Raw genomic sequence first — 17,878 nt, 5'->3', positions numbered from 1 at the left:
CAGGCTCTGGCGCAGTCGGTGGGGACGGAGCCGCTGGCCGTGCCATGGGTGAACAGTTGCGGCCGCCGGACGCGCGTCGTCACCTCGTCGGATCAGACGGCCGTCGACGGCCGGTCCGTCACCAGCGGCTGATGCCGCGGTACAGGAACGTCGAGGCGCTGTCCGACTGGCCCGGTCCGAAGTATTCGTAGCGGCCCGTGCAGTCGCCGTTCTCCCAGACGGCGACCGCCCACTGCTGGCTGTTGTTGAAGAACGACTGTCCCGTGACGTAGCTCCCCCAACGGCACTCGCCCACACCCGGGAGTTCCATCTCCGTCCGGCCGCCCTCGAAGAACAGGGCGTCCCACATGCACATCTTTTCCCATCCACAGACGGGAACCGCCTGCTGCCGGCCCGGGGCGGTGGCCGTGGCGGCGGAAGCGGGGACTGTCGCCACGGCGGTGAACAGGGCGGCCGTCGCGGCGGAGAGAAGGAGTTTTGCGCGCATGAGCACCTCGCATCTGCAAAGAAGGATCTCCTGCCTCCTTGGGATGTCCCGCACGTCCCGGCCCCACACGCGGCGGGCCCGTACGTCAGCCGAAGAGGTGGCGTGCCCGAACGTGTGGCGCGCCCCGGGCCGAGCGCGATCGCGCGCCGCGCGGACCTGCCCCGCCCCGCTCAGGCAGCCCCCTTCACCGGTATCCGCGCCTCCACCCGCCACCCCGCCCCCACCCGTGGGCCCGCCGTGAAGGTGCCGCCCGCGACCTCGACGCGTTCGCGCATGCCCACCAGGCCGTGGCCGCCGGTGGGGCGGTCGGGGCGGGGGGCGGGGAAGTGGCCGGCGCCGTCGTCGACGGCGGTGATCGACAGGGTGCCCGCGTCCTCGCGGACCGTGATGGAGGTGCGGGCGCCCGGGCCCACGTGGCGCAGAACGTTCGTGAGGCACTCCTGCACGATGCGGAAGGCGGTCAGCTCCTGCGCGGGCGTGAGGGTGCCGTCGGGCACGTCCACCAGGACGTCGAGGGCGAGGCCGGCTGTACGGGCGCGGTCCGCCGCGACGCGGATCTCGTCCAGGGTGACGCGGCGGCGGTCCTCCTCGTCGCCCGTGGCGGGCTCCGGGTCGGTGCCGCGCAGGACGCGCACGATGCGGTGCATGTCGCCGAGCGCGTCCCGGCCCGTGTCGGCGATGGCCGCCAGCGCCTCCTGCGCCCGCTCCGGCGACGCCTTCAGGACGTATCCCGCGCCGTCCGCCTGGAGGATCATCACCGCCAGACTGTGGGCGACGACGTCGTGCAACTCGCGGGCGATCGCGGCGCGTTCCTCGGCGGCGGCGATCCGGGTGAGGTGGCCCCGTTCCCGTTCGGCCTGTTCGGCGCGGGCCGCCTGGCTCTCGGCGTACAGGCGCCGTACGCGCAGGGCGAAGGCAGTGAACCACACCGTCAGGGTGATCGCCCACAGCATCATCAGGTCGGTGGCCGACGCGACGAAGGCGCCGACGTCCGTGCCCGGTACGCCGACCATGCCCGCGCCCGTCGCCAGGAGCACCACGGCTCCCGCCGCGTAGGGCATCCACGCCGACCGGCCGTGGTGGATCACCGACATCATCGCGATCAGGATCGCGCAGTCGTACGCGGCCGGTGCCGCCGTCAGCGGCCACTCGGGGACGTCGTGGAGGATGAACTGGACCATCGCGAGGGCCAGTTCGGCCGTCAGTACGGTGCCCGGCCGACTGCGGCGGGCCAGGAGGCAGAGCGCCATCGCGCCCCCGACGGCCACGTCGTACGGGCCTGCGTACTGGTACACGGCCGCCACGACCAGCAACGCCAGGGCGACGTCGAGGGCCAGCGCCGCGGGGCGCCCGTACGCGCCGAGGACCTCCGCCCACGCCGGTACGGGAGTGCGGGTGCGTCCGTCGACGCTCCTGTCCGGGCTGCCGCCCGCGCGCACGGTCCGTAGTGGCGTCGTCTCGTGCGATCGTGCCTGTCGTAGGCCGTTCACGGCGTCCTCCCCCTCCCGCTCGGTCCCGTCACCGCGTCGAGGACTCCGCGCGGGGTCGCTCCACCGTACCGACTGCCCGGCGACCGGCGCGGGGTAGGCTTCCGGTCGCGGGCGGCCGCCACCCACGGTCTCCTCCCCCACCCCGAGGACGAGTGATGAGCCAGGCGGGCACGAGGCAGGCGGGCACGCCGATCCGGGTGGTCGTCGTCGACGACCAGCCGCTGATCCGGGCCGGATTCTCGATGGTGCTGGCCTCGCAGGACGACATCGAGGTGGTGGCGGAGGCGGAGAACGGCGCCGAGGCGCTCGACCGGCTGGAGAGCGTCCCGGCCGACGTCGTCGTCATGGACATCCGGATGCCCGTCCTCGACGGCATCGAGGCGACCCGGCGGCTGCTGCTGCGCGACGATCCGCCGCGCGTCCTCGCACTCACCACCTTCGACAACGACGAAGACGCCTTCGCCGCCCTCCAGGCCGGTGCCAGCGGTTTTCTGCTGAAGAACGCGCCCGCCGCGGACGTCGTGGACGCCATCCGTGTCCTCGCCTCGGGCGAGTCGGTGGTGTCCTCGCGGATCACCCGCCGCCTGCTGGACCGTTTCGCGGACCGGCTCGGGCCCGTGCCCGACCTCGACGAACGGGTGGCCGACCTCACCGCCCGCGAACGGGACGTGCTCGGGCTGGTCGCCCAGGGGCTGTCCAACGCCGAGATCGCCGAGCGTCTGTTCGTGGCGGAGGCCACCGTCAAGACTCATCTGGGCAATGTCCTGGCCAAGCTGCATCTGCGGGACCGGGCCCAGGCCGTCGTGTTCGCCTACGAGTCGGGTCTGGTGCGGCCCGCCCGCTGACCCTCCGTCATCTCCCCTAGCGATAGGCGAAGTCCGACGGGGCGGTGCGGGTGCCTGCGCGCTCCCCGGGCGCGGGTCCGCTGCCGGGTCTGCGACCCAGGGGGCAGAGGCGTTTCCGCCCGGAGGGGCAGGGCGGCTGTGATCCGTTTCCGATCGCCGGCCGATGTGCCGGGGGCCGTCCTTTCCGAGACTTCTCGTGGCCGCCGAGCGGTGGTCGTGGAGCGAGGAGAGAACGTGCCGTACTACGCCACCCCCGACCCGAGTCCGCCCCCGGCCGACGCCGCGCGGGAGGTCGTGATCAGCGCCGTCGACGTCGTGAAGCGGTACCGCCAGGGCACCGCCGACGTGGCGGCCCTCGACGGTGTCGGCGTCGACATCCGGCGCGGGCGGTTCACGGCCGTCGTGGGTGCCTCCGGGTCGGGCAAGTCGACGCTGATGCACTGCCTCGCCGGGCTCGACACGGTCACCTCGGGGCGAATCGTCGTGGACGGCGTCGAGATCACGGCCCTCTCGGACCGGGCGCTGACCCGGCTGCGCCGGGAGCGGATCGGCTTCGTCTTCCAGGCGTTCAACCTGCTGCCGCAGCTGTCGGCCCTCGACAACATCACCCTGCCCCTCGTGATGGCCGGGCGGCGGCCCGACGCCGGTCACGTCGAGCACCTGGCCGACGTCCTCGGCCTCGACGGACGGCTCTCCCACCGGCCCGCTGAACTGTCCGGCGGGCAGCAGCAGCGCGTCGCCATCGCGCGGGCGCTGGTCTCGCGGCCCGCGGTGGTCGTCGCCGACGAGCCCACCGGCAATCTCGACTCGCGTGCGGCCGCCGAGGTCCTCGGTCTGCTGCGCCGGTCCGTGGACGAGATGGGCCAGTCGGTGGTCATGGTCACCCACGATCCTCGGGCGGCCGCGGTGGCGGACCGCGTGGTGACCCTCGCCGACGGCCGGATCGTCGACGACCGCGACGCCGAGGTGGGTGCGGCGGAGGGCTACGGGAGCGTCGCGCCGCCGGTCGGCTCCGCGGCGTCGGGTGGCTCCGCGGCGTCGGGTGGTGGCCGGGTGGCGGCGGGCGACTCCGGTCTGCTGGGCGGTCGTGGTCGTCCGGGGGCCGGGGGGTTCTCGGGCGGCGCGCGCCGGGGCGAGGGGGACGCGTGAAGACGTCGTGGCGCGGGACCGTGCTCGGTTCGCAGATCGCCGAGTTCCTGCGGCGGCCCGGCCGTTCGGCCGCGACGGCGCTGTCGCTGACGATCGCGGCGGCCGTCGTCTTCGGGACCGTCGTGGTGCAGCAGATCATCGGCGCGACCACCGCCGAGAACTTCCGGGGCACCGCGGCGGCGACGTCCCTGGTGGTGACGGCCCCCGACGGATCGGACGGGGTCGTGGACGGCTCCGTGGCGGAGCTCGGGCGGCTGCCGGGCGTCGCCGAGGCCGTCGGGCAGGTCCGCAACGGCATGCCGCTCGGCGGGAGCGCTGTCGAGCGGTGGCTGCGGCTGTCCTCCGACCCGGGCGCGGGCCCGCTCTCCCAGGTGCGTGTCCGCGAGGGGGTCTTCCCGGCCGGGCGGGGCGGGGTGGCGGTCGGTGAGGAGGCGGCGCGCCGGTACCGGATCGCCGTGGGCTCGACGCTCGTCCTGCTGCGGCCGGACGCCGGCGACGCCGAGCGCACCGAGGAGGTCCGCGTCCGGGTGAGCGGCGTGGTGCGCGGGGAGGCGACCGACGACCGGGAGCCGACCGCGTACGCGTCCGGAGCCGAGTTGCTGCGGCTGCTGGGCGTGCGCGGCTACGAGCGGGTCGACGTGCGCGCCGACGCGGGGACGGACCTGGCGGCGCTCGCCGACCGTGTCCGGGCGGCGCTGCCGGGGGCGGAGGTCCGCGACGCCGACGACGTACGCGCCGAGGAGACGCGCCAGGCGGTGGCCGCGGCGAGCGACTCCCTCGACCTGGTCTCCGTATTCCTCGTCGTCGCGGTGGGCGCGGCCGCTCTCGTGGCCGCCTCCACGTTCCGTATCGTCTTCGCGCAGCGGCAGGAGCAGCTCGCGCTGCTGCGCGCCGTCGGCGCCGAACCGCGACGGCTGCGGTGGGCGCTGGTCGTCGAGGGGGCGGCCGTCGGACTGGTCGCGGGCCTGGCGGGTGTCCTGGCCGCGTGGGGCGCGGGTCTGCTCACGCCGCCGGTCGCGGCCCGCTTGGGCCACACCCTGTACCTCCCCGGCCGTTTCTCGCTGACCGGGGCCGCGCTGACCGTGCTCGGCACGTCGGTGCTGGCGGTCCTGGCCGTCCTGGCGCCCGCGCTGACGGCGTCGCGGGTCTCCCCGCTCCAGGCGCTGCGCGCGGCCGCGCTGAGCGGGGACGGCGCCGCGCTGGGTCGCGGCCGGGCGGTCGCGGGGGTGGTGTGCGCGCTGGGGGCGGCGGTGATCGCGTGGCAGCGGGTGCGGGGGCTGCCCCGGCCCGGCGACGTCGGCTACGACGGGTTCGCCGCGCTCGAACTGGTGGTGGTGTCCGCCGTTCTGGCCTTCCTCGCGCTGGTGGCGTTCGGGCCGCTGCTGGTAAGGCCGCTGCTGGCGGTGGTGGCGGTCGCGCTGCGCCGGGCGGGCGCCGCGAGCCGACTGGCCGCGGCGGGCGTCGGGGGCGCGCCGCGCCGGGCGGCCGGGGTGTCGGTCGTGGTCGCCCTCGGAGTCAGTCTGCTGGGCAGCGCGCTCATCGGACTCGCCTCGCTGGACACCTACGAGCGCGACCGGCAGGCCGTCGCCAGCCCGTTCGCGTTCTCGGTGAGCGGACGGGACGACGGCCCCCTGCCCGCGGCGCTGGTGGCCGGGCTGCGCGGGGAGCGTGCCCTGACGGACGTGACGGGTGTCCGGACGGCCGAGGCCGTCGACGGGCCCCGGTCCGTCTCCGTCACGGACCTCGACCTGCGCACCCTGCGGCAGGGCGTGCGGCTCGCGCCGGTCTCCGGTTCGCTCGACCGCGTCGGGCCCGGCCGGGTCGTGGTGGCCGCCGAGCACGCCCGCACACTCGGGGTGGAAGCGGGTGACGCCGTGACCCTGCGCGTCGGCGGGCAGACGCTGCGGCTCACCGTGGCGGCGGTGCTGCGGGGCGAAGGGCCTTACGGGGCGGACCTGTTCGTCACTCCGGCCGACCTCACCCGGGCGGGTGTCGCCGCCGCCCCCACCATGATCGTCGCCAACGTCGCGGACGACTCGTCCGACGGGTACGCGCGGGCCGAGCGGGCGGTCACTTCGGTGGTCGAGGACCGTACGCGGGGCGCCGAGCGGGCCGTCGTCCAGTCGGCGCGCGAGAGCGGCGGCGGTACGGAGGATCTTGAGGCGGTCGGTGTCACCGTCAACCTGATGCTGTGTCTGACACTGGCCATCGCGGTCGTCGGCGTCTCGGTCACGGCGAGCCTCACCGTCGTGGAACGACGGCGCGAGTTCGGGCTGCTGCGTGCCCTGGGGCTGTCGAGCGGCGGCGTACGCCGGATGGTGACGCTGGAGTCGGCGCTGCACGGCGCGCTGGGCGGGGCGCTCGGCCTGCTCCTCGGGCTGCCGTACGGCTGGCTGGCGGTCCGTGTGGTGCAGCCCGAAGCCCCCTTCAGCGTCCCGTGGGGCGGGTTGGCTGCGGTCCTCGCCGGGCTCCTGCTGCTGACGGCGGCCTCGGCGGCGCTGCCCGCGCTGCGGGCCTCCCGGACACCTCCCGTGGCGGCGATCACGCAGGCGGCTTGAGGGGCCGCCGGGCGGGGGGGCGGAACGGGGTGGGGTGGGGACAGGTCCGGGAGGCCGTCTCCACCCCGGCCCGCCGTGTGCAGGGACCGCTCGCTTCGGTCGTCCGTCCAGGACAGGGCGGGTCGGAGGCGGGGACGGTGGGCGGTGTGCGGTGGGCGGTGGGCGGTACGAGGATCGCGCCGGGGGGACCAGGGGGCCTGTTCGGTGGATCAACGGTCGGCGGGAGGGTCCGGGGCGGCGGCGGGTGAGCCGGGTCCGCTCGTAGGGGTGGCCGGTCGGTCGGGTCGGGGCAGGAGCGCCAGCGCGGTGTCCGCGATGTCGCGGACCTTCTGGGGGGTCAGTCCGGCCTTGCCTACTGCCTCGACCCCGCGGACCACGGCCAGGAGGAGGGCCGCGAGCCGCTCCGCGTCGGCGGTGGCGTCGATGTCGCCGTGCCGCTGGGCGGCGCTGATCTCCGTGCGCAGCAGGTCCAGCAGGGCCGCCATGGTCTCGGCGGAGCGCCCGGCGACGGCCGGGTCGCAGTGGGCGAGTTCCGCCGCGCCCTTGGCCAGGAAGCAGCCGCGGTGCTCGGTGTCGGCGGCGGTGTTGTCCGCCATGAGGTGCACGTACACGGAGAGGCGCGTGAAGGCCTCCGCGTCCGGGCCGCCCGCCAGCCGGTCCTCGGCCACGTCGACGACGGTGGTGCACCAGTCGCCGAACACCCGGTGGAAGAGCTTGGTCTTGTCGCCGAACGCGCCGTACAGGCTGCCCTTGCCGAGGCCGGTCGCGCGGGCGATGTCGTCCATCCGGGTGCCCGCGTAGCCGGTGTCCCAGAACTGGTTCCGGGCCTGTTCCAGAACGTGGCGTTCGTCGAAGGCGCGTGGTCTCGGCATGGGGTGAGCGTAGCCGTTCTTGACTCGATCGTCCATTACTGGCTACGTTCTGGACGATCCATTCCAGAACTGTTCCGGGGCCGTCCCGGGACCGAAGGGGTTCGCCATGTCAGGTGTGTCAGGTGTGTCAGGCGTGTCAGGTGTGTTGCAGGAGAAGGTGGCCGTGATCACCGGGGCGACCAGCGGGATCGGGCTGGCCGTCGCCCGCCGCTTCGTCGAGGAGGGGGCGCGGGTCTTCGTGACCGGCCGGGACCCCGAGCGTCTCGCAGCGGCGGTATGGGAGCTGGGTCCGGCGGCCACCGGCGTACGGTCCGACGTGTCGGTCCTCGCCGATCTGGACGCGCTCTACGCGCGGGTGCGCGAGGAGGCCGGGCGCATCGACGTGCTGGTGGCCAACGCGGGGATCGCGGCGGACGCGGCCCTGGGCGGCCACACCGAGGCGAACGTCGACCTGACCCTCGCGGTCAACGTCAAGGGAACGCTGTTCACCGTGCAGAAGGCGCTGCCCCTGCTGGTGGAGAACGCCTCCGTGCTCGTCATCGGTTCGAGCAACAGCATGCGTCCGAACGAGCAGTTGGAGGTGTACAGCGCGTCGAAGGCCGCGCTGAGCAACCTCGTGCACAACTGGGCGCGGCAGTCGCGGGAGCGCCGGTTCCGGGTCAACGTGCTCAGCCCGGGGCCGACGCGGACTCCTGGTCTGCTGGGTGTCGCGGGGGCGGAGGCCGACCGGTTCGCCGAAGCCGTCGTGCCGCTGGGGCGGCTGGCCGACGTCGGGGAGATCGCCGAGGCCGCCCTCTTCCTGGCCTCGGACGCGGCGTCGTTCGTCACCGGCGCGGAACTCTTCGCGGACGGGGGATATACGCGCGCCTGACCGGGCGGGGGGGGTGCTCCGCGCCCGGGTCGCCGCGGGGGCGCGGTCCGGGCGTGGTGTCAGGGGTAGGTCCGCAGGGTCCGGCCGATGCGACGGGTCGCTTCGGCATGGCCGAACAGTCCCGGCAGGCCGCCGCTGTGCAGCAGGACCGTCGGCTCGCCGGGCCGGATGTCGCCGTCGCGCACCGCCGCCGTCAGTCCGGCGGCGGCGCGTGCGGTGTAGACGGGGTCGAGGACGATGCCCTCGGTGCGCGCCACCGTGGTGAGGGCCGCCAGCGCGGGCTCGTGCAGGACGCCGTACGCCTCTCCCACCTGGTCGCGTCGGCAGCGCAGTGCACCGGCTGTCACGTTCCTGCCGGTGAGCTGCGTCGCGAAGGCGGCGACGACGGGGGCCGGGTCGGGGAGGGCGCCGACGTCGACGCCGAGGACCCGTTCGGGTCCCAGGGCGGCGACCAGGCCGGCCATGGTGCCGCCGGACCCCAGCGCGGTCACGACGTGCCGGACGTCGGGCCGCTGGGCGAGGATCTCCTCGCCCGCCTCCCGGTAGCCGCGGGCCCCCAGGGCGCTGGACCCGCCGAACGGCACCAGGTACGGCGTGGCGCCCCGGCCGCGCAGTTCGGCGCAGGTCTCCTCGGCCCGGCCGACCAGTTCGGCGGGTGCGGCGTCCCCGGCCCATACGATCCGGGCGTCGAGGACGGCGTCCAGGAGGAGGTTTCCGTCGGCCCGGTCCGGGTGGCCGGTGCCGGGCATGACCAGCACCACGTCCAGGTCGGCCCGTGCGGCCGCGGCGGCGGTGAGCCGGGCGTGGTTGCTCTGCGGACCGCCCAGGGTGACCAGGGTGTCCGCGCCGCACCGGAGGGCGTCGGCGACCAGCCACTCCAGTTTGCGGACCTTGTTGCCCCCGCCGCCGAGGCCGGTCAGGTCGTCCCGCTTGATCCACAGGTCGTCCGGGCCCAGGCCGATCCTCGCCGCCAGCCGGGGAGCCGCCTCCATCGGCGTGGGCCACGCCGACAACGTCACCTTCTCCACCACTCACTCCCTCGCCCGTCCGCGCCCGCCGCGCTCCGGACGAAGTCGTCCACCACGACGGACGCCCACCGTCTCATACGCCCGCCCGGCAGGCGGTCCGGGGACGGGGGCGTCCAGGGCGGGGGAGACAGGTTCACGTCCACCGGTCCCCACTCCGCTCGACACGTCCGAGGCGGTGAGCCGGTGCCAGGCCGCCGGTCGAACGTTCCGGCCGACGGATCGGCCCCGCCTCACGCTCCGTCTCTCGGCTCCCGCACCGCCACTCGGCTCTCGCCCGCTCACGTTCACCTCTGGACGTCTCCGGCGCGGCTTTGCCGGACCCGCAAGTTTTCTGGCCGGGGTGGGGATCGGCGGCGAGGATCTTCGGTGCGGGGGTTCGGGCCGGGGATGTGGTCGGGCGGGCTTCCGTGGCCGGGGCGGCGGCGGGCGCGTGGGGGTGTGCGGCCGGTCGTCCGGTCATCCTGTCTGCGGAGCGTGAAAGGACGGTGCCTCATGGGCACGGAGAAGACCGAAGCGGCCGACAAGGTCGCCACGATGTTCGAGCCCGAGGGATGGGACGAGCGGTACGCGGGGCAGGGCGCGGTGTGGCGGGGCACGCCCAATCCGCAACTGGTCTCCGTCGCCGAGGAGTTGGCTCCCGGGCGGGCGCTGGACGTGGGGTGCGGTGAGGGCGGGGACGTGGTCTGGCTGGCCCTTCGCGGGTGGACGGTGACCGGCGCCGACTTCTCCGCCGCCGGTCTCGCCCGCGCCGCCCGGCACGCCGAGGAGGCGGGCGTCGCCGAGCGGACCTCGTGGTGGCGTACCGACGCACGCAGCTTCGCCACGGACGGGCGGGAGTTCGACCTCGTGACAACCCACTACCTGCACCCGTCCGACGGGGCCATGGTGCGCGTCGTACGGGAACTCGCCGGTGCGGTGGCTCCCGGCGGGCTGCTGCTCGTGGTCGGGCACTCCCCCGCCGCTCACCACACCCCGCTCACCGAGGCACACCTGCGCGCGATGTTCCTCGCGGAGGAACTGCTGCCGGGACTGCCCGACGGGTTCGAGGTCCTCGCCGCGCAGCAGCGGCCCCGCACGCTCGTACGGGACGGCGAGACGTTCGAGGTGGAGGACTCGGTGCTGCTCGCACGCCGTTCGGCCGCCTAGGGACGGCCGCTGTCCGGGCGCCGTGGGCCCGCGCATGTTTCGGGGCAACGGTCAGTTCCCGCCGTCAACCGCTGTTCGGGAATTACGACTCCGCGTCGAGTTCTGCGAGGCCTTCCTCCCAGCCTCTTCGCCGTTCGTCCTCGTCCTGTTCCCACCAGGGGGTGCCGCGCTCCCCCAGCGCGGTCTTCGCCGTGTGCACGCGGTCCCGCGCCGCCCGCTCGGCGGCCTGGTCGCCCTCGGACATCGCCGAACGGACCGCGCGCCGCGCCAACATCAGGTGTCGGCGCAGCAGAGCGGCGACGTCCGGCGGGAGTGAGGGATCGGTGGCGCGCCACCGACGGCCCTTGATCACGACATGGTGGCCGTCGGGGGTTGTGGGTGGGGGGCCTTGTTCCGGCATGCCTCACGATCCTTCAGGACCCGTGCGCGCCGCGCATCCCGACGCCGCGCGGGGCGGGGACCGTGCGAGCGGATCGTTCCTCCCGCCCGAGGAGCGTCGGCCTGACCGGGCGGCAGGGCGGAGCCCCTACGTCTGCGGCGCCCCGTCCGCGGTGAGCGCGGTGCGGGCCAGGTCGCGCAGCCAGGCGTGGGCGCGGTCGGTGTCGTAGCGCTGGTGCCACGACAGGTGGATCGACGCCGTGGGGAGGTCCAGCGGCAGGGGCAGAACCACGAGGCCGAGGTCGGCGACCGCCGCGCGGGTGGTGGCCTCCGGGGCGCTGACCAGGAGGTCGGAGCCGCGCACGAACTGCCACGCCACCGCCTCCGTGGGCGCGGTCGCCACCACCCGGCGGGTCAGGCCGCGGGCCGCGAGGGCGTCGTCGAGGGCGTTGGCGAGGTTGCCGCGGCGCGAGACGGTGACGTGGTCGGCCGCCGCGTACCGCTCCGCCGTGAGGGTCCCCTCGGCGGCCAGGGGATGGCCCTGCCGCGCGACGACCACGAGGGGGCTGCCGCCGACCTGCTCGGACCGGACGTCGGGCGCGGTCGGGCGGTCGGCGTTGGCCTCCAGGTCGACCTCGCCGCGCCGCAGTGCCGGGGTGTCGACGCTCGACTCGGCGACGAAGCGCAGCCGCACGCCCGGCGCGTCACGGCGGACCGCCGCGAGGAGCGCGGGACCGCTCAGGGCGACCAGGGACTCGTGCCAGCGGAGGGTGAAGGTGCGCTCCAACGTCGCCAGGTCGAGGGCGCGGCTCGGCGCGAGCACGCCGTGGACCTGGTGCAGCAGCGTGTGCACCTGCTCCCGGACGGCGAGCGCGTAGGGGGTCGGCGTCATCGTGCGTCCCGTCCGCACGAGGATCTGGTCGCCGGTCGTCCGCCGGATGCGGCTCAGGCTGCGGCTCATCGCGGGCGGGGTGACGTGCAGGCGCTCGGCGGCCCCGGCGACGCTGCCCTCCTCCAGCAACGCGTCGAGGGCCGTCAGCAGGTTCAGATCCAGTTGCATGGGAGTCATGTTAGGCGTGCCTGACATGCAGTTGTGGTTAACGAATGTGCTCTATAGCGTCGAGGACGAAGCAGCCGCGGAACGCTCCGGGAGCGGGACCGCGCGGCGGGCCCGCAGACCGGCCCGCCGACTTCGCCTCACCCCTTCCTCCTCAGACGGGAGCACCACCATGTCCGCAACCAGCAGCACCGCCATCACCACCGCCACCGCCCCCAGCCCCGCGATCATGGCTGCCTACGCCGAGGTGCTAGACGGGACCGTGGCCGCCGTCCGTGACGCCGGGGCCGTCCTGCGTGCGCGTTTCGGCGAGGTGGTCCGTCACGGGACCCGCGAGGAGCTGATGGGTGCGCTCGCCGCCAACGACGAGGCGGCCCTCGCGGTCCTGCGGCCCCGGCTGACGGAGCTGCGCCCCGGCGCGGGCTGGGTGGAGGACGAGCTGGACGGCGGGGAGCTGCCGTCCGGCGAGTGGTGGGTCGTCGATCCGGCCGAGGGCAACGTCAACCACCTGCACGCCCTCCCGGAGTGGGCGGTGACCGCCACCCTCGTCCGCGACAACCTGCCGGTCCTGACCGTGGTCCACGTGCCGCTGACCGGTGAGACCTACACGGCGCTGAGCGGCGGGGGCGCCCACCTCGACGGCCGCCCGCTGGCGGTGTCCGCGACCGCGGAGCTGGGGCTCGGCATCGTCGCCACCAGCCAGGCCCGTCCCGACGAGGACGAGGCCGTCGTACGGCGGGTCGGCGCGTCGATCGCCGCGATGCTCGGTGACGCGCTCGTCGTGCGGACGGCCGTGCCCGCGACGCTGCACCTGGTGAACGTGGCGGCCGGGCGGATCGACGCGTTCTGGCAGTTCGCCGGGGCCCGTGCGGATCTGCTGCCCGGGGCACTCCTCGTCACCGAGGCCGGAGGTCGGATCTCCGACGCCGAGGGGCGTCCCTGGACCCCGGCAAGCGAGAGCTTCCTGGCCGCCTCGCCGGGCCTGCACGCGGAGGCCGTGACCACGCTCTCCCGCTGACGGCTCGCACTCTGCGCCCCACCCGCCTGCCTCGTCCCGCCTCCCCTGTCCCGTCCCGAACCTCCGGAAAGGCCCGATCGCCATGACCTCCGCCACGAACAGCTCCACGAACGACCCCACGGACGGCGCCGCTAACGGCCCCACGGACAGCGCCGTGACCACCATCGCGGTTCTCGGAAGGGGCCGCGTCGGCGGCGGTCTCGCCTCGGCCTTCGTCCGGGCGGGGTACGAGGTGACGACCGCGGGCCGGGAGCCAGGCGCCGCCGCGTCCGCCGTCCGGGCGGCGGACGTCGTCGTCAACGCCACACCCGGCGCGGGCTCGCTGGAGCGGCTCACGGCGCTGCGCGCGGAACTCGACGGGAAGGTCCTGATCGATGTCTCCAACGCCACCACCGACGGCCCGGACGGGCTCCCCGCCGATCTCCTCCACCCCGGCTCCAGCCTCGCCGAACAACTCCAGGAGGCGCTGCCCGGGACGCGGGTCGTGAAGACCCTCAACACCATGCTCTTCCCGGTGATGACCGCGCCCGCGTCCCTCGCCCAGGCTCCCGTGGCCTTCCTGTCGGGCGACGACGCGCAGGCCAAGAAGACGGTCGCCGGCCTGCTGGCCGATCTCGGCTGGCGCCGGGAGTGGATCACCGACCTCGGCGGGGTCCGTACCGCCCGCGCCACGGAGGCAGCGGTCCTGTTCGTCCCGCACGTGATCCGGTCCGGCGGGTTCCGGCCCTTCGCCGTCTCGATCGTCAGCTGAGGCCCGCTCAACCTCCGCCGCCGCCACGCGGTCCTTCCCGGTACGGTCCCCGGAGCGGACCCCGCGTCGGCGGGACGGGCCGGGGCACAGGCGCGGGGCCAGGGTGTGTGAGGAGAGTGAGGGCCATGCCGGACGCCAGAGACACCGAGGACGCCGGGGACACCCGGAACACCGGGGTCACCACGATCACTTGGGTCGACGTGCGCGACGGGCTGCCGTCGAGCGGTGCTCCGGTGGCGGCGGCCATCACGGGCCGGTATCCGGCGGACGACGACGCCGGGAGCGGTGCGGACGCGGGTGAGGCGTTCTGGCTGGTGCGGCCGATGTACTTCACGACGCTCCACTGGAGCGACGACGGGGTCGAACACCGGAACTGCTTCGTCGACTCCGACGGCGTCGTCCGGTTGCCCCACGGCGTCGTCCGACTGCCGCACGCCGGTGACGACCGTAGCGACGGTGGTGTCGATCGTCCCGGCGGTGCCGAGACCGTGACGCACTGGGCCGCGCTGCCCACGCTGCCGGGCGGGACGACGCACGGGGTGCTCGGAGCGGACGTCGGTCCGGCGCTGCGAGCGGCGTGGGGGAATCGGCCGCCGTCCGCCTGACGTGGGAGCGGGCCGCCAACGGGCCTCGCGCGCAACGCGGTTCAGGCGGGCGGGACCCGAAAAGCCGGCCCGCGGGGTCACTCGTAGCGGTACTTGAGCGACTCGGCCTCCACCCGCTCGATGTCGGCGATCGTCAGTTCCGGCATGCGCAGTTGGGCGAGGGTCACCTCGGCGGAGGTCGGCTGGGCGTCCGCCGCGAGCCACTGGTCCGGCTTCCACGCGCCGCTGCGCAGCAGCGACTTGGGGCAGTGCGGGTAGACCTCCTCGATGCCCACCACCAGGGCGCTGGCGGGCGGCTTGCCCACGGCGGTCAACTGCGACAGCAGGTCCGGGCGGGTGGAGACACAGGCCCGGCCGTTGACCCTGAGGGTTGTGGTGCGGCCCGGCACGACGAACAGCAGTCCGGCCCGCCCGGTGGCGATGACGTTCTGAAGGGTGTCGAGCCGCTTGTTCCCGGTCGCGTCCGGGATCGCCACCGTCCGCGCGTCCAGGACGGCGACGAACCCGGCGGGACCGCCGCGCGGGGAGACGTCGCAGTTGCCCTCGGCGTCCACGCTGGCGATCAGGACCAGCGACGAGCAGGCGATCAACTGACGGGTCTGGTCGGTGAGTTCGGTCATCTGCTTGCGCAGTGCCGCAGCGCCGGGGAGTTCGTAGGCCCGGCGCAGTGCCTCCAGGTCGGACACGGCGTCGAAGCGGAGCGAGTCGAAGGCGCTGGCGGCGGGAGTGGGCGTCATGCCCCGACCCTAGCCGGGGGGCCTCACGTCGATCCCGTGAGTTTTCCGGGGCGTCCGCGCGATCCGGTGACAGCGGCGGTGACGTCCGCGGAGCGACGGCCACGGTGGTCATCTCCCTGACCTCGGGGGCCGTTCCGGGGCTCACTGCTCCTGGGCGCCTCCTTCGAAGAAGTCGATGAGTCCGTAGGGTGCGCGTTCGCCGATGACCAGGTCGATGATCTCGTGGGCGTCGGCGTAGAAGGAGGCGCTGCGCGGGAAGAGGGCCTCCTCGTAGACGGTGAGCGCCTTCTCGATGTCGTCGGGGTGGGCGGCGATCGCCTTGGCGAGTTCCGCGCCGTCGTACATGGCGAGGTTCGCGCCGTCGCCGGACGGCGGCATGAGGTGCGCGGCGTCCCCGAGGAGCGTCACACCGGGTACGCGGTCCCAGCGGTGTCCGTCGGGGAGCGTGTGGATCATGCGCGCGACGGGGGCGGTCTCGCCGTCGGTGATCAGCGCGAGCAGTTCGGGGGCCCATCCGTCGAACTCGGCGGCGATCCGGGCGGTCCCGGAGGCGCCCCCGTCGGCGTCGGCACCGGCTCGGGCCGCGGGGTCCGCTCCGCCGCCGGGAAGGCCGAGCCCGGCGATCCACTCGGCGGAGCGCGTCAGCTGCACGTACGTGTGGAGGACACCGCCCGCCTCGCGGTGGGCGACGATGCCCTTGCCCGGGGCGAGCGCGTACATCGCGCCGGGGCCGACCAGGCGCGCCGTGGCGGGGTGCCGCGCGTCCACGTCGTGGAGGTAGGTCTCGACGAACGTCGTGCCGGTGTACACCGGCCGCGCGTCGGAGAGGAGGGGCCGTACGCGGGACCAGGCGCCGTCGGCGCCGACGAGGAGGGCGCTGACGACGGTGGACCCGTCGGCGAAGGACACCTCGTGCCGCCCGTCGCCGAGGGCGCGGACGCCGGTGACCTTGGCGCCCCAGCAGACGGTGCCCTCGGGAAGGGAGTCGAGCAGGATGCGGCGGAGGTCGCCGCGGAGCACCTCCGGGCGGGTCGCCCCGTCGTCGCCGGGGACGTCGAGCAGCAGTTCGCCGTCCTTGCCGAGTATCCGGGCGGCGTCGGCGCCCTCGTGGATGATCTCGCGGAACGCCTCGATGAGACCCGCGTCGGCGAGTGCGCGCTGCCCGTCCCCCGGATGGATGTCGAGCTGGCCGCCCTGGGTGCGGGCCGCCGGGGAGGCGTCGGCCTCGTAGACCGTCGCGGGGATGCCGTGGACGTGCAGGACGCGGGCCAGGGTGAGGCCGCCGAGTCCGCCGCCGACGATCGTGACGGGTGTCGTGGGAGTGGCGGATGACGTGAGCGCCGTAGGTGTCGTGGATGTCGTGGTCATGGCGTTTCCTTTCGGTCCTTTCGGGGGTGAGCGCATCGGGGGGAACACCGTCGATGGAACGGCGTTCCACTGTCTCCAGGTTGGAACACCGTTCCATTCATGTCAAACTGGTGCGCATGGCGACCAGGACGCACCGAGTCGACCGACGCACCGAGGCGCTTTCGAAGCAGCGCATCGTCGGGGCCGCGATCGAGATCCTCGACGAGGGCGGGGAGGGCGCCCTGACCTTCCGGGCGCTGGCGGCGCGCCTGGCCACGGGGAGCGGGGCGATCTACCACCACGTCGCCGACAAGGACGCCCTGCTCGCGGCCGCGGTCGACGAGGTCGTCGCGCGCGTCACGGCCCGGTCGGCGGGCGGCGAGGACCCGCGGGAGGCCGTGCGGGCGGTCGCGCTCGGGGTGTTCGACGCCATCGACGCCCGCCCGTGGGTGGGCACCCAGCTCTCGCGCGAGCCGTGGCAGGACGCGATGCTACGGGTCCTGGAAGGGTTCGGCGGCCCGCTGGGGGCGCTCGGCGTTCCCGAGCACGCCCAGTTCGACTGCGCGACCGCGCTGCTCAGCTACGTGCTCGGCCTCGCCGGACAGTACGCGGCGGGCGCGCGCCTGCTGCCGCCCGGCACGGACCGGTCGGCGTTCCTGTCGACCGTCGCCGACCGGTGGGCAGGGCTCGCGCCCGAGGAGTATCCGTTCGTGCGGCGCATGGCGGACCGGCTGCCCGACCACGACGACCGGGCACAGTTCCTCACCGGGATCGACCTCCTCCTCACGGGGATCGCCGCCATCCCCTCCTGACGCCGCTCGATCGCGCGGAGACCACTACCGTCAACGGCTTCCGACTTCCGACTTCCGACTTCCGGGCGGATGCTGACGCCTCCTCCTACTGGTCCCCGCGCAGATAGCGGGTGATCATGGCGACCAGTTCGTTCTCCAGGCGGTCGACCGGTGTCGGCCGCGGGTCCGCCATGGCCTTGTGCGTGTTCATCTCGACGGTCACGACGATGAGTTCGACGGCCATGTCTAGGTCGCCCACCCGGACGTCGGGGTGGCGGGCGAGCACGTCGCGCACCTGGGCGACGCGGGCCGTGCCGTGCCGGTCGATCGCCTCGATCAGCTCGCTGGAGAACGAGGCCTCCTCGATCATGATGCGCAGCAGTTGCGGGTCGTCGCGGTGGTGGTCGATCGCGTCCCGGACCAGGGAGCGCACCGTCGCCTCCAGGCTGCCGGGGGCCAGGTCGAGTTCCGCGGCTCCCGCCCAGGCGCCGCGGTCGATGTGCCGGATCAGCAGCTCGGCCAGGATGGCGTCCTTGTTCGGGAAGTACTGGTAGAGGGAGCCGATCGACATCCGGGCGTGCTCGGCGATGCGGTTGGTGGTGCCCGCGGCGTAGCCGTGCTCGGCGAAAACGTGAGCAGCGGCGGTGAGGATGCGCTCGCGGGTGAGTTCGGCGCGCACCTGACGGGGCTTGCGACGTGGGGTGAGACGGCGGTCGGCGGACGTCATCCGGGGGTCCCTCCGGGGCGG

18 protein-coding genes are annotated in these 17,878 nt (G+C 74.3%); 9 read left to right on the top strand and 9 right to left on the bottom strand.

Features of this window, described 5'->3' with window-relative positions:
* Nucleotides 1-118: 118 nt before the first annotated feature.
* Both ACIQPQ_RS37040 and ACIQPQ_RS37035 read right to left on the bottom strand, forming a co-directional pair.
* Nucleotides 119-355, bottom strand: a complete 237-nt coding sequence (locus tag ACIQPQ_RS37040; protein WP_401313210.1) for a hypothetical protein — start codon at nt 353-355, stop codon at nt 119-121.
* Between the two features lie 302 nt (nt 356-657).
* On the bottom strand, nt 658-1,977 hold the full coding sequence (locus tag ACIQPQ_RS37035) for a sensor histidine kinase (RefSeq protein ID WP_401313208.1): 1,320 nt from the start codon (nt 1,975-1,977) through the stop codon (nt 658-660).
* Nucleotides 1,978-2,132: 155 nt separating this feature from the next.
* On the opposite strand from ACIQPQ_RS37035, the gene ACIQPQ_RS37030 reads away from it, so the two are divergent.
* The 3 genes from ACIQPQ_RS37030 (at nt 2,133) to ACIQPQ_RS37020 (ending at nt 6,529) form a co-directional block, all read left to right on the top strand.
* On the top strand, nt 2,133-2,822 hold the full coding sequence (locus ACIQPQ_RS37030; protein ID WP_401313205.1) for a response regulator: 690 nt from the start codon (nt 2,133-2,135) through the stop codon (nt 2,820-2,822).
* Between the two features lie 315 nt (nt 2,823-3,137).
* Complete coding sequence (locus ACIQPQ_RS37025; protein WP_401313302.1) at nt 3,138-3,971, top strand: ABC transporter ATP-binding protein; 834 nt, start codon at nt 3,138-3,140, stop codon at nt 3,969-3,971.
* On the top strand, nt 3,968-6,529 hold the full coding sequence (locus ACIQPQ_RS37020; RefSeq protein WP_401313203.1) for an FtsX-like permease family protein: 2,562 nt from the start codon (nt 3,968-3,970) through the stop codon (nt 6,527-6,529). The genes ACIQPQ_RS37025 and ACIQPQ_RS37020 overlap by 4 nt, the downstream gene beginning before the upstream one ends.
* 209 nt (nt 6,530-6,738) lie before the next feature.
* Here ACIQPQ_RS37020 and ACIQPQ_RS37015 read toward each other — a convergent pair whose 3' ends face one another.
* A complete protein-coding gene (locus ACIQPQ_RS37015) occupies nt 6,739-7,401 on the bottom strand; it encodes a TetR/AcrR family transcriptional regulator (protein ID WP_401313200.1) in 663 nt (220 codons plus the stop codon).
* 133 nt (nt 7,402-7,534) lie between these two features.
* Here ACIQPQ_RS37015 and ACIQPQ_RS37010 point away from each other — a divergent pair, with 133 nt between their 5' ends.
* Nucleotides 7,535-8,272 carry an SDR family NAD(P)-dependent oxidoreductase gene (locus ACIQPQ_RS37010; protein WP_401313197.1) on the top strand — a complete coding sequence of 246 codons (738 nt, stop codon included), beginning with the start codon at nt 7,535-7,537 and terminating at the stop codon, nt 8,270-8,272.
* Nucleotides 8,273-8,331: 59 nt separating this feature from the next.
* Here ACIQPQ_RS37010 and ACIQPQ_RS37005 read toward each other — a convergent pair whose 3' ends face one another.
* Nucleotides 8,332-9,300, bottom strand: a complete 969-nt coding sequence (locus tag ACIQPQ_RS37005) for a pyridoxal-phosphate dependent enzyme (protein ID WP_401313194.1) — start codon at nt 9,298-9,300, stop codon at nt 8,332-8,334.
* A 492-nt stretch (nt 9,301-9,792) separates the two neighbouring features.
* Between ACIQPQ_RS37005 and ACIQPQ_RS37000 the strand changes: the two genes are divergently transcribed.
* The gene (locus ACIQPQ_RS37000; protein WP_401313191.1) at nt 9,793-10,446 is read left to right on the top strand and encodes a class I SAM-dependent methyltransferase; all 654 of its coding nucleotides are present in this window, start codon (nt 9,793-9,795) and stop codon (nt 10,444-10,446) included.
* An 82-nt stretch (nt 10,447-10,528) separates the two neighbouring features.
* On the opposite strand, the gene ACIQPQ_RS36995 is transcribed toward ACIQPQ_RS37000, so the two are convergent.
* Nucleotides 10,529-10,846 (bottom strand): hypothetical protein, encoded by a 318-nt coding sequence (locus ACIQPQ_RS36995; protein ID WP_401313188.1) that lies wholly within the window; start codon nt 10,844-10,846, stop codon nt 10,529-10,531.
* 126 nt (nt 10,847-10,972) lie between these two features.
* Nucleotides 10,973-11,884, bottom strand: coding sequence for a LysR family transcriptional regulator (locus ACIQPQ_RS36990; protein WP_401313186.1), 912 nt, complete (start codon nt 11,882-11,884; stop codon nt 10,973-10,975).
* Between the two features lie 226 nt (nt 11,885-12,110).
* Between ACIQPQ_RS36990 and ACIQPQ_RS36985 the strand changes: the two genes are divergently transcribed.
* The 3 genes from ACIQPQ_RS36985 (at nt 12,111) to ACIQPQ_RS36975 (ending at nt 14,255) form a co-directional block, all read left to right on the top strand.
* The gene (locus tag ACIQPQ_RS36985; RefSeq protein WP_401313299.1) at nt 12,111-12,899 is read left to right on the top strand and encodes an inositol monophosphatase family protein; all 789 of its coding nucleotides are present in this window, start codon (nt 12,111-12,113) and stop codon (nt 12,897-12,899) included.
* Nucleotides 12,900-13,053: 154 nt separating this feature from the next.
* Complete coding sequence (locus ACIQPQ_RS36980) at nt 13,054-13,650, top strand: NADPH-dependent F420 reductase (protein ID WP_401313297.1); 597 nt, start codon at nt 13,054-13,056, stop codon at nt 13,648-13,650.
* A gap of 125 nt (nt 13,651-13,775) precedes the next feature.
* Nucleotides 13,776-14,255 carry an AQJ64_40280 family protein gene (locus ACIQPQ_RS36975; RefSeq protein ID WP_401313184.1) on the top strand — a complete coding sequence of 160 codons (480 nt, stop codon included), beginning with the start codon at nt 13,776-13,778 and terminating at the stop codon, nt 14,253-14,255.
* A 77-nt stretch (nt 14,256-14,332) separates the two neighbouring features.
* Here ACIQPQ_RS36975 and ACIQPQ_RS36970 read toward each other — a convergent pair whose 3' ends face one another.
* Together ACIQPQ_RS36970 and ACIQPQ_RS36965 are read right to left on the bottom strand one after the other, a co-directional pair.
* Nucleotides 14,333-14,992, bottom strand: coding sequence for an MSMEG_1061 family FMN-dependent PPOX-type flavoprotein (locus tag ACIQPQ_RS36970; RefSeq protein WP_401313182.1), 660 nt, complete (start codon nt 14,990-14,992; stop codon nt 14,333-14,335).
* Nucleotides 14,993-15,133: 141 nt separating this feature from the next.
* Nucleotides 15,134-16,360 (bottom strand): FAD-dependent oxidoreductase, encoded by a 1,227-nt coding sequence (locus ACIQPQ_RS36965; protein ID WP_401313179.1) that lies wholly within the window; start codon nt 16,358-16,360, stop codon nt 15,134-15,136.
* A 116-nt stretch (nt 16,361-16,476) separates the two neighbouring features.
* Here ACIQPQ_RS36965 and ACIQPQ_RS36960 point away from each other — a divergent pair, with 116 nt between their 5' ends.
* Nucleotides 16,477-17,151 carry a TetR/AcrR family transcriptional regulator gene (locus tag ACIQPQ_RS36960; RefSeq protein WP_401313176.1) on the top strand — a complete coding sequence of 225 codons (675 nt, stop codon included), beginning with the start codon at nt 16,477-16,479 and terminating at the stop codon, nt 17,149-17,151.
* Nucleotides 17,152-17,236: 85 nt separating this feature from the next.
* Here the strand turns inward: ACIQPQ_RS36960 and ACIQPQ_RS36955 are convergent, their stop codons facing one another.
* Nucleotides 17,237-17,857 (bottom strand): TetR/AcrR family transcriptional regulator, encoded by a 621-nt coding sequence (locus tag ACIQPQ_RS36955; protein WP_401313174.1) that lies wholly within the window; start codon nt 17,855-17,857, stop codon nt 17,237-17,239.
* Nucleotides 17,858-17,878 lie beyond the last annotated feature (21 nt).

Origin of the sequence: Streptomyces sp. NPDC091281 (assembly GCF_044757425.1) — a bacterium.
In the GTDB taxonomy this organism is placed as follows: domain Bacteria; phylum Actinomycetota; class Actinomycetes; order Streptomycetales; family Streptomycetaceae; genus Streptomyces.
This window is presented reverse-complemented; position numbering and strand designations above follow the sequence as displayed.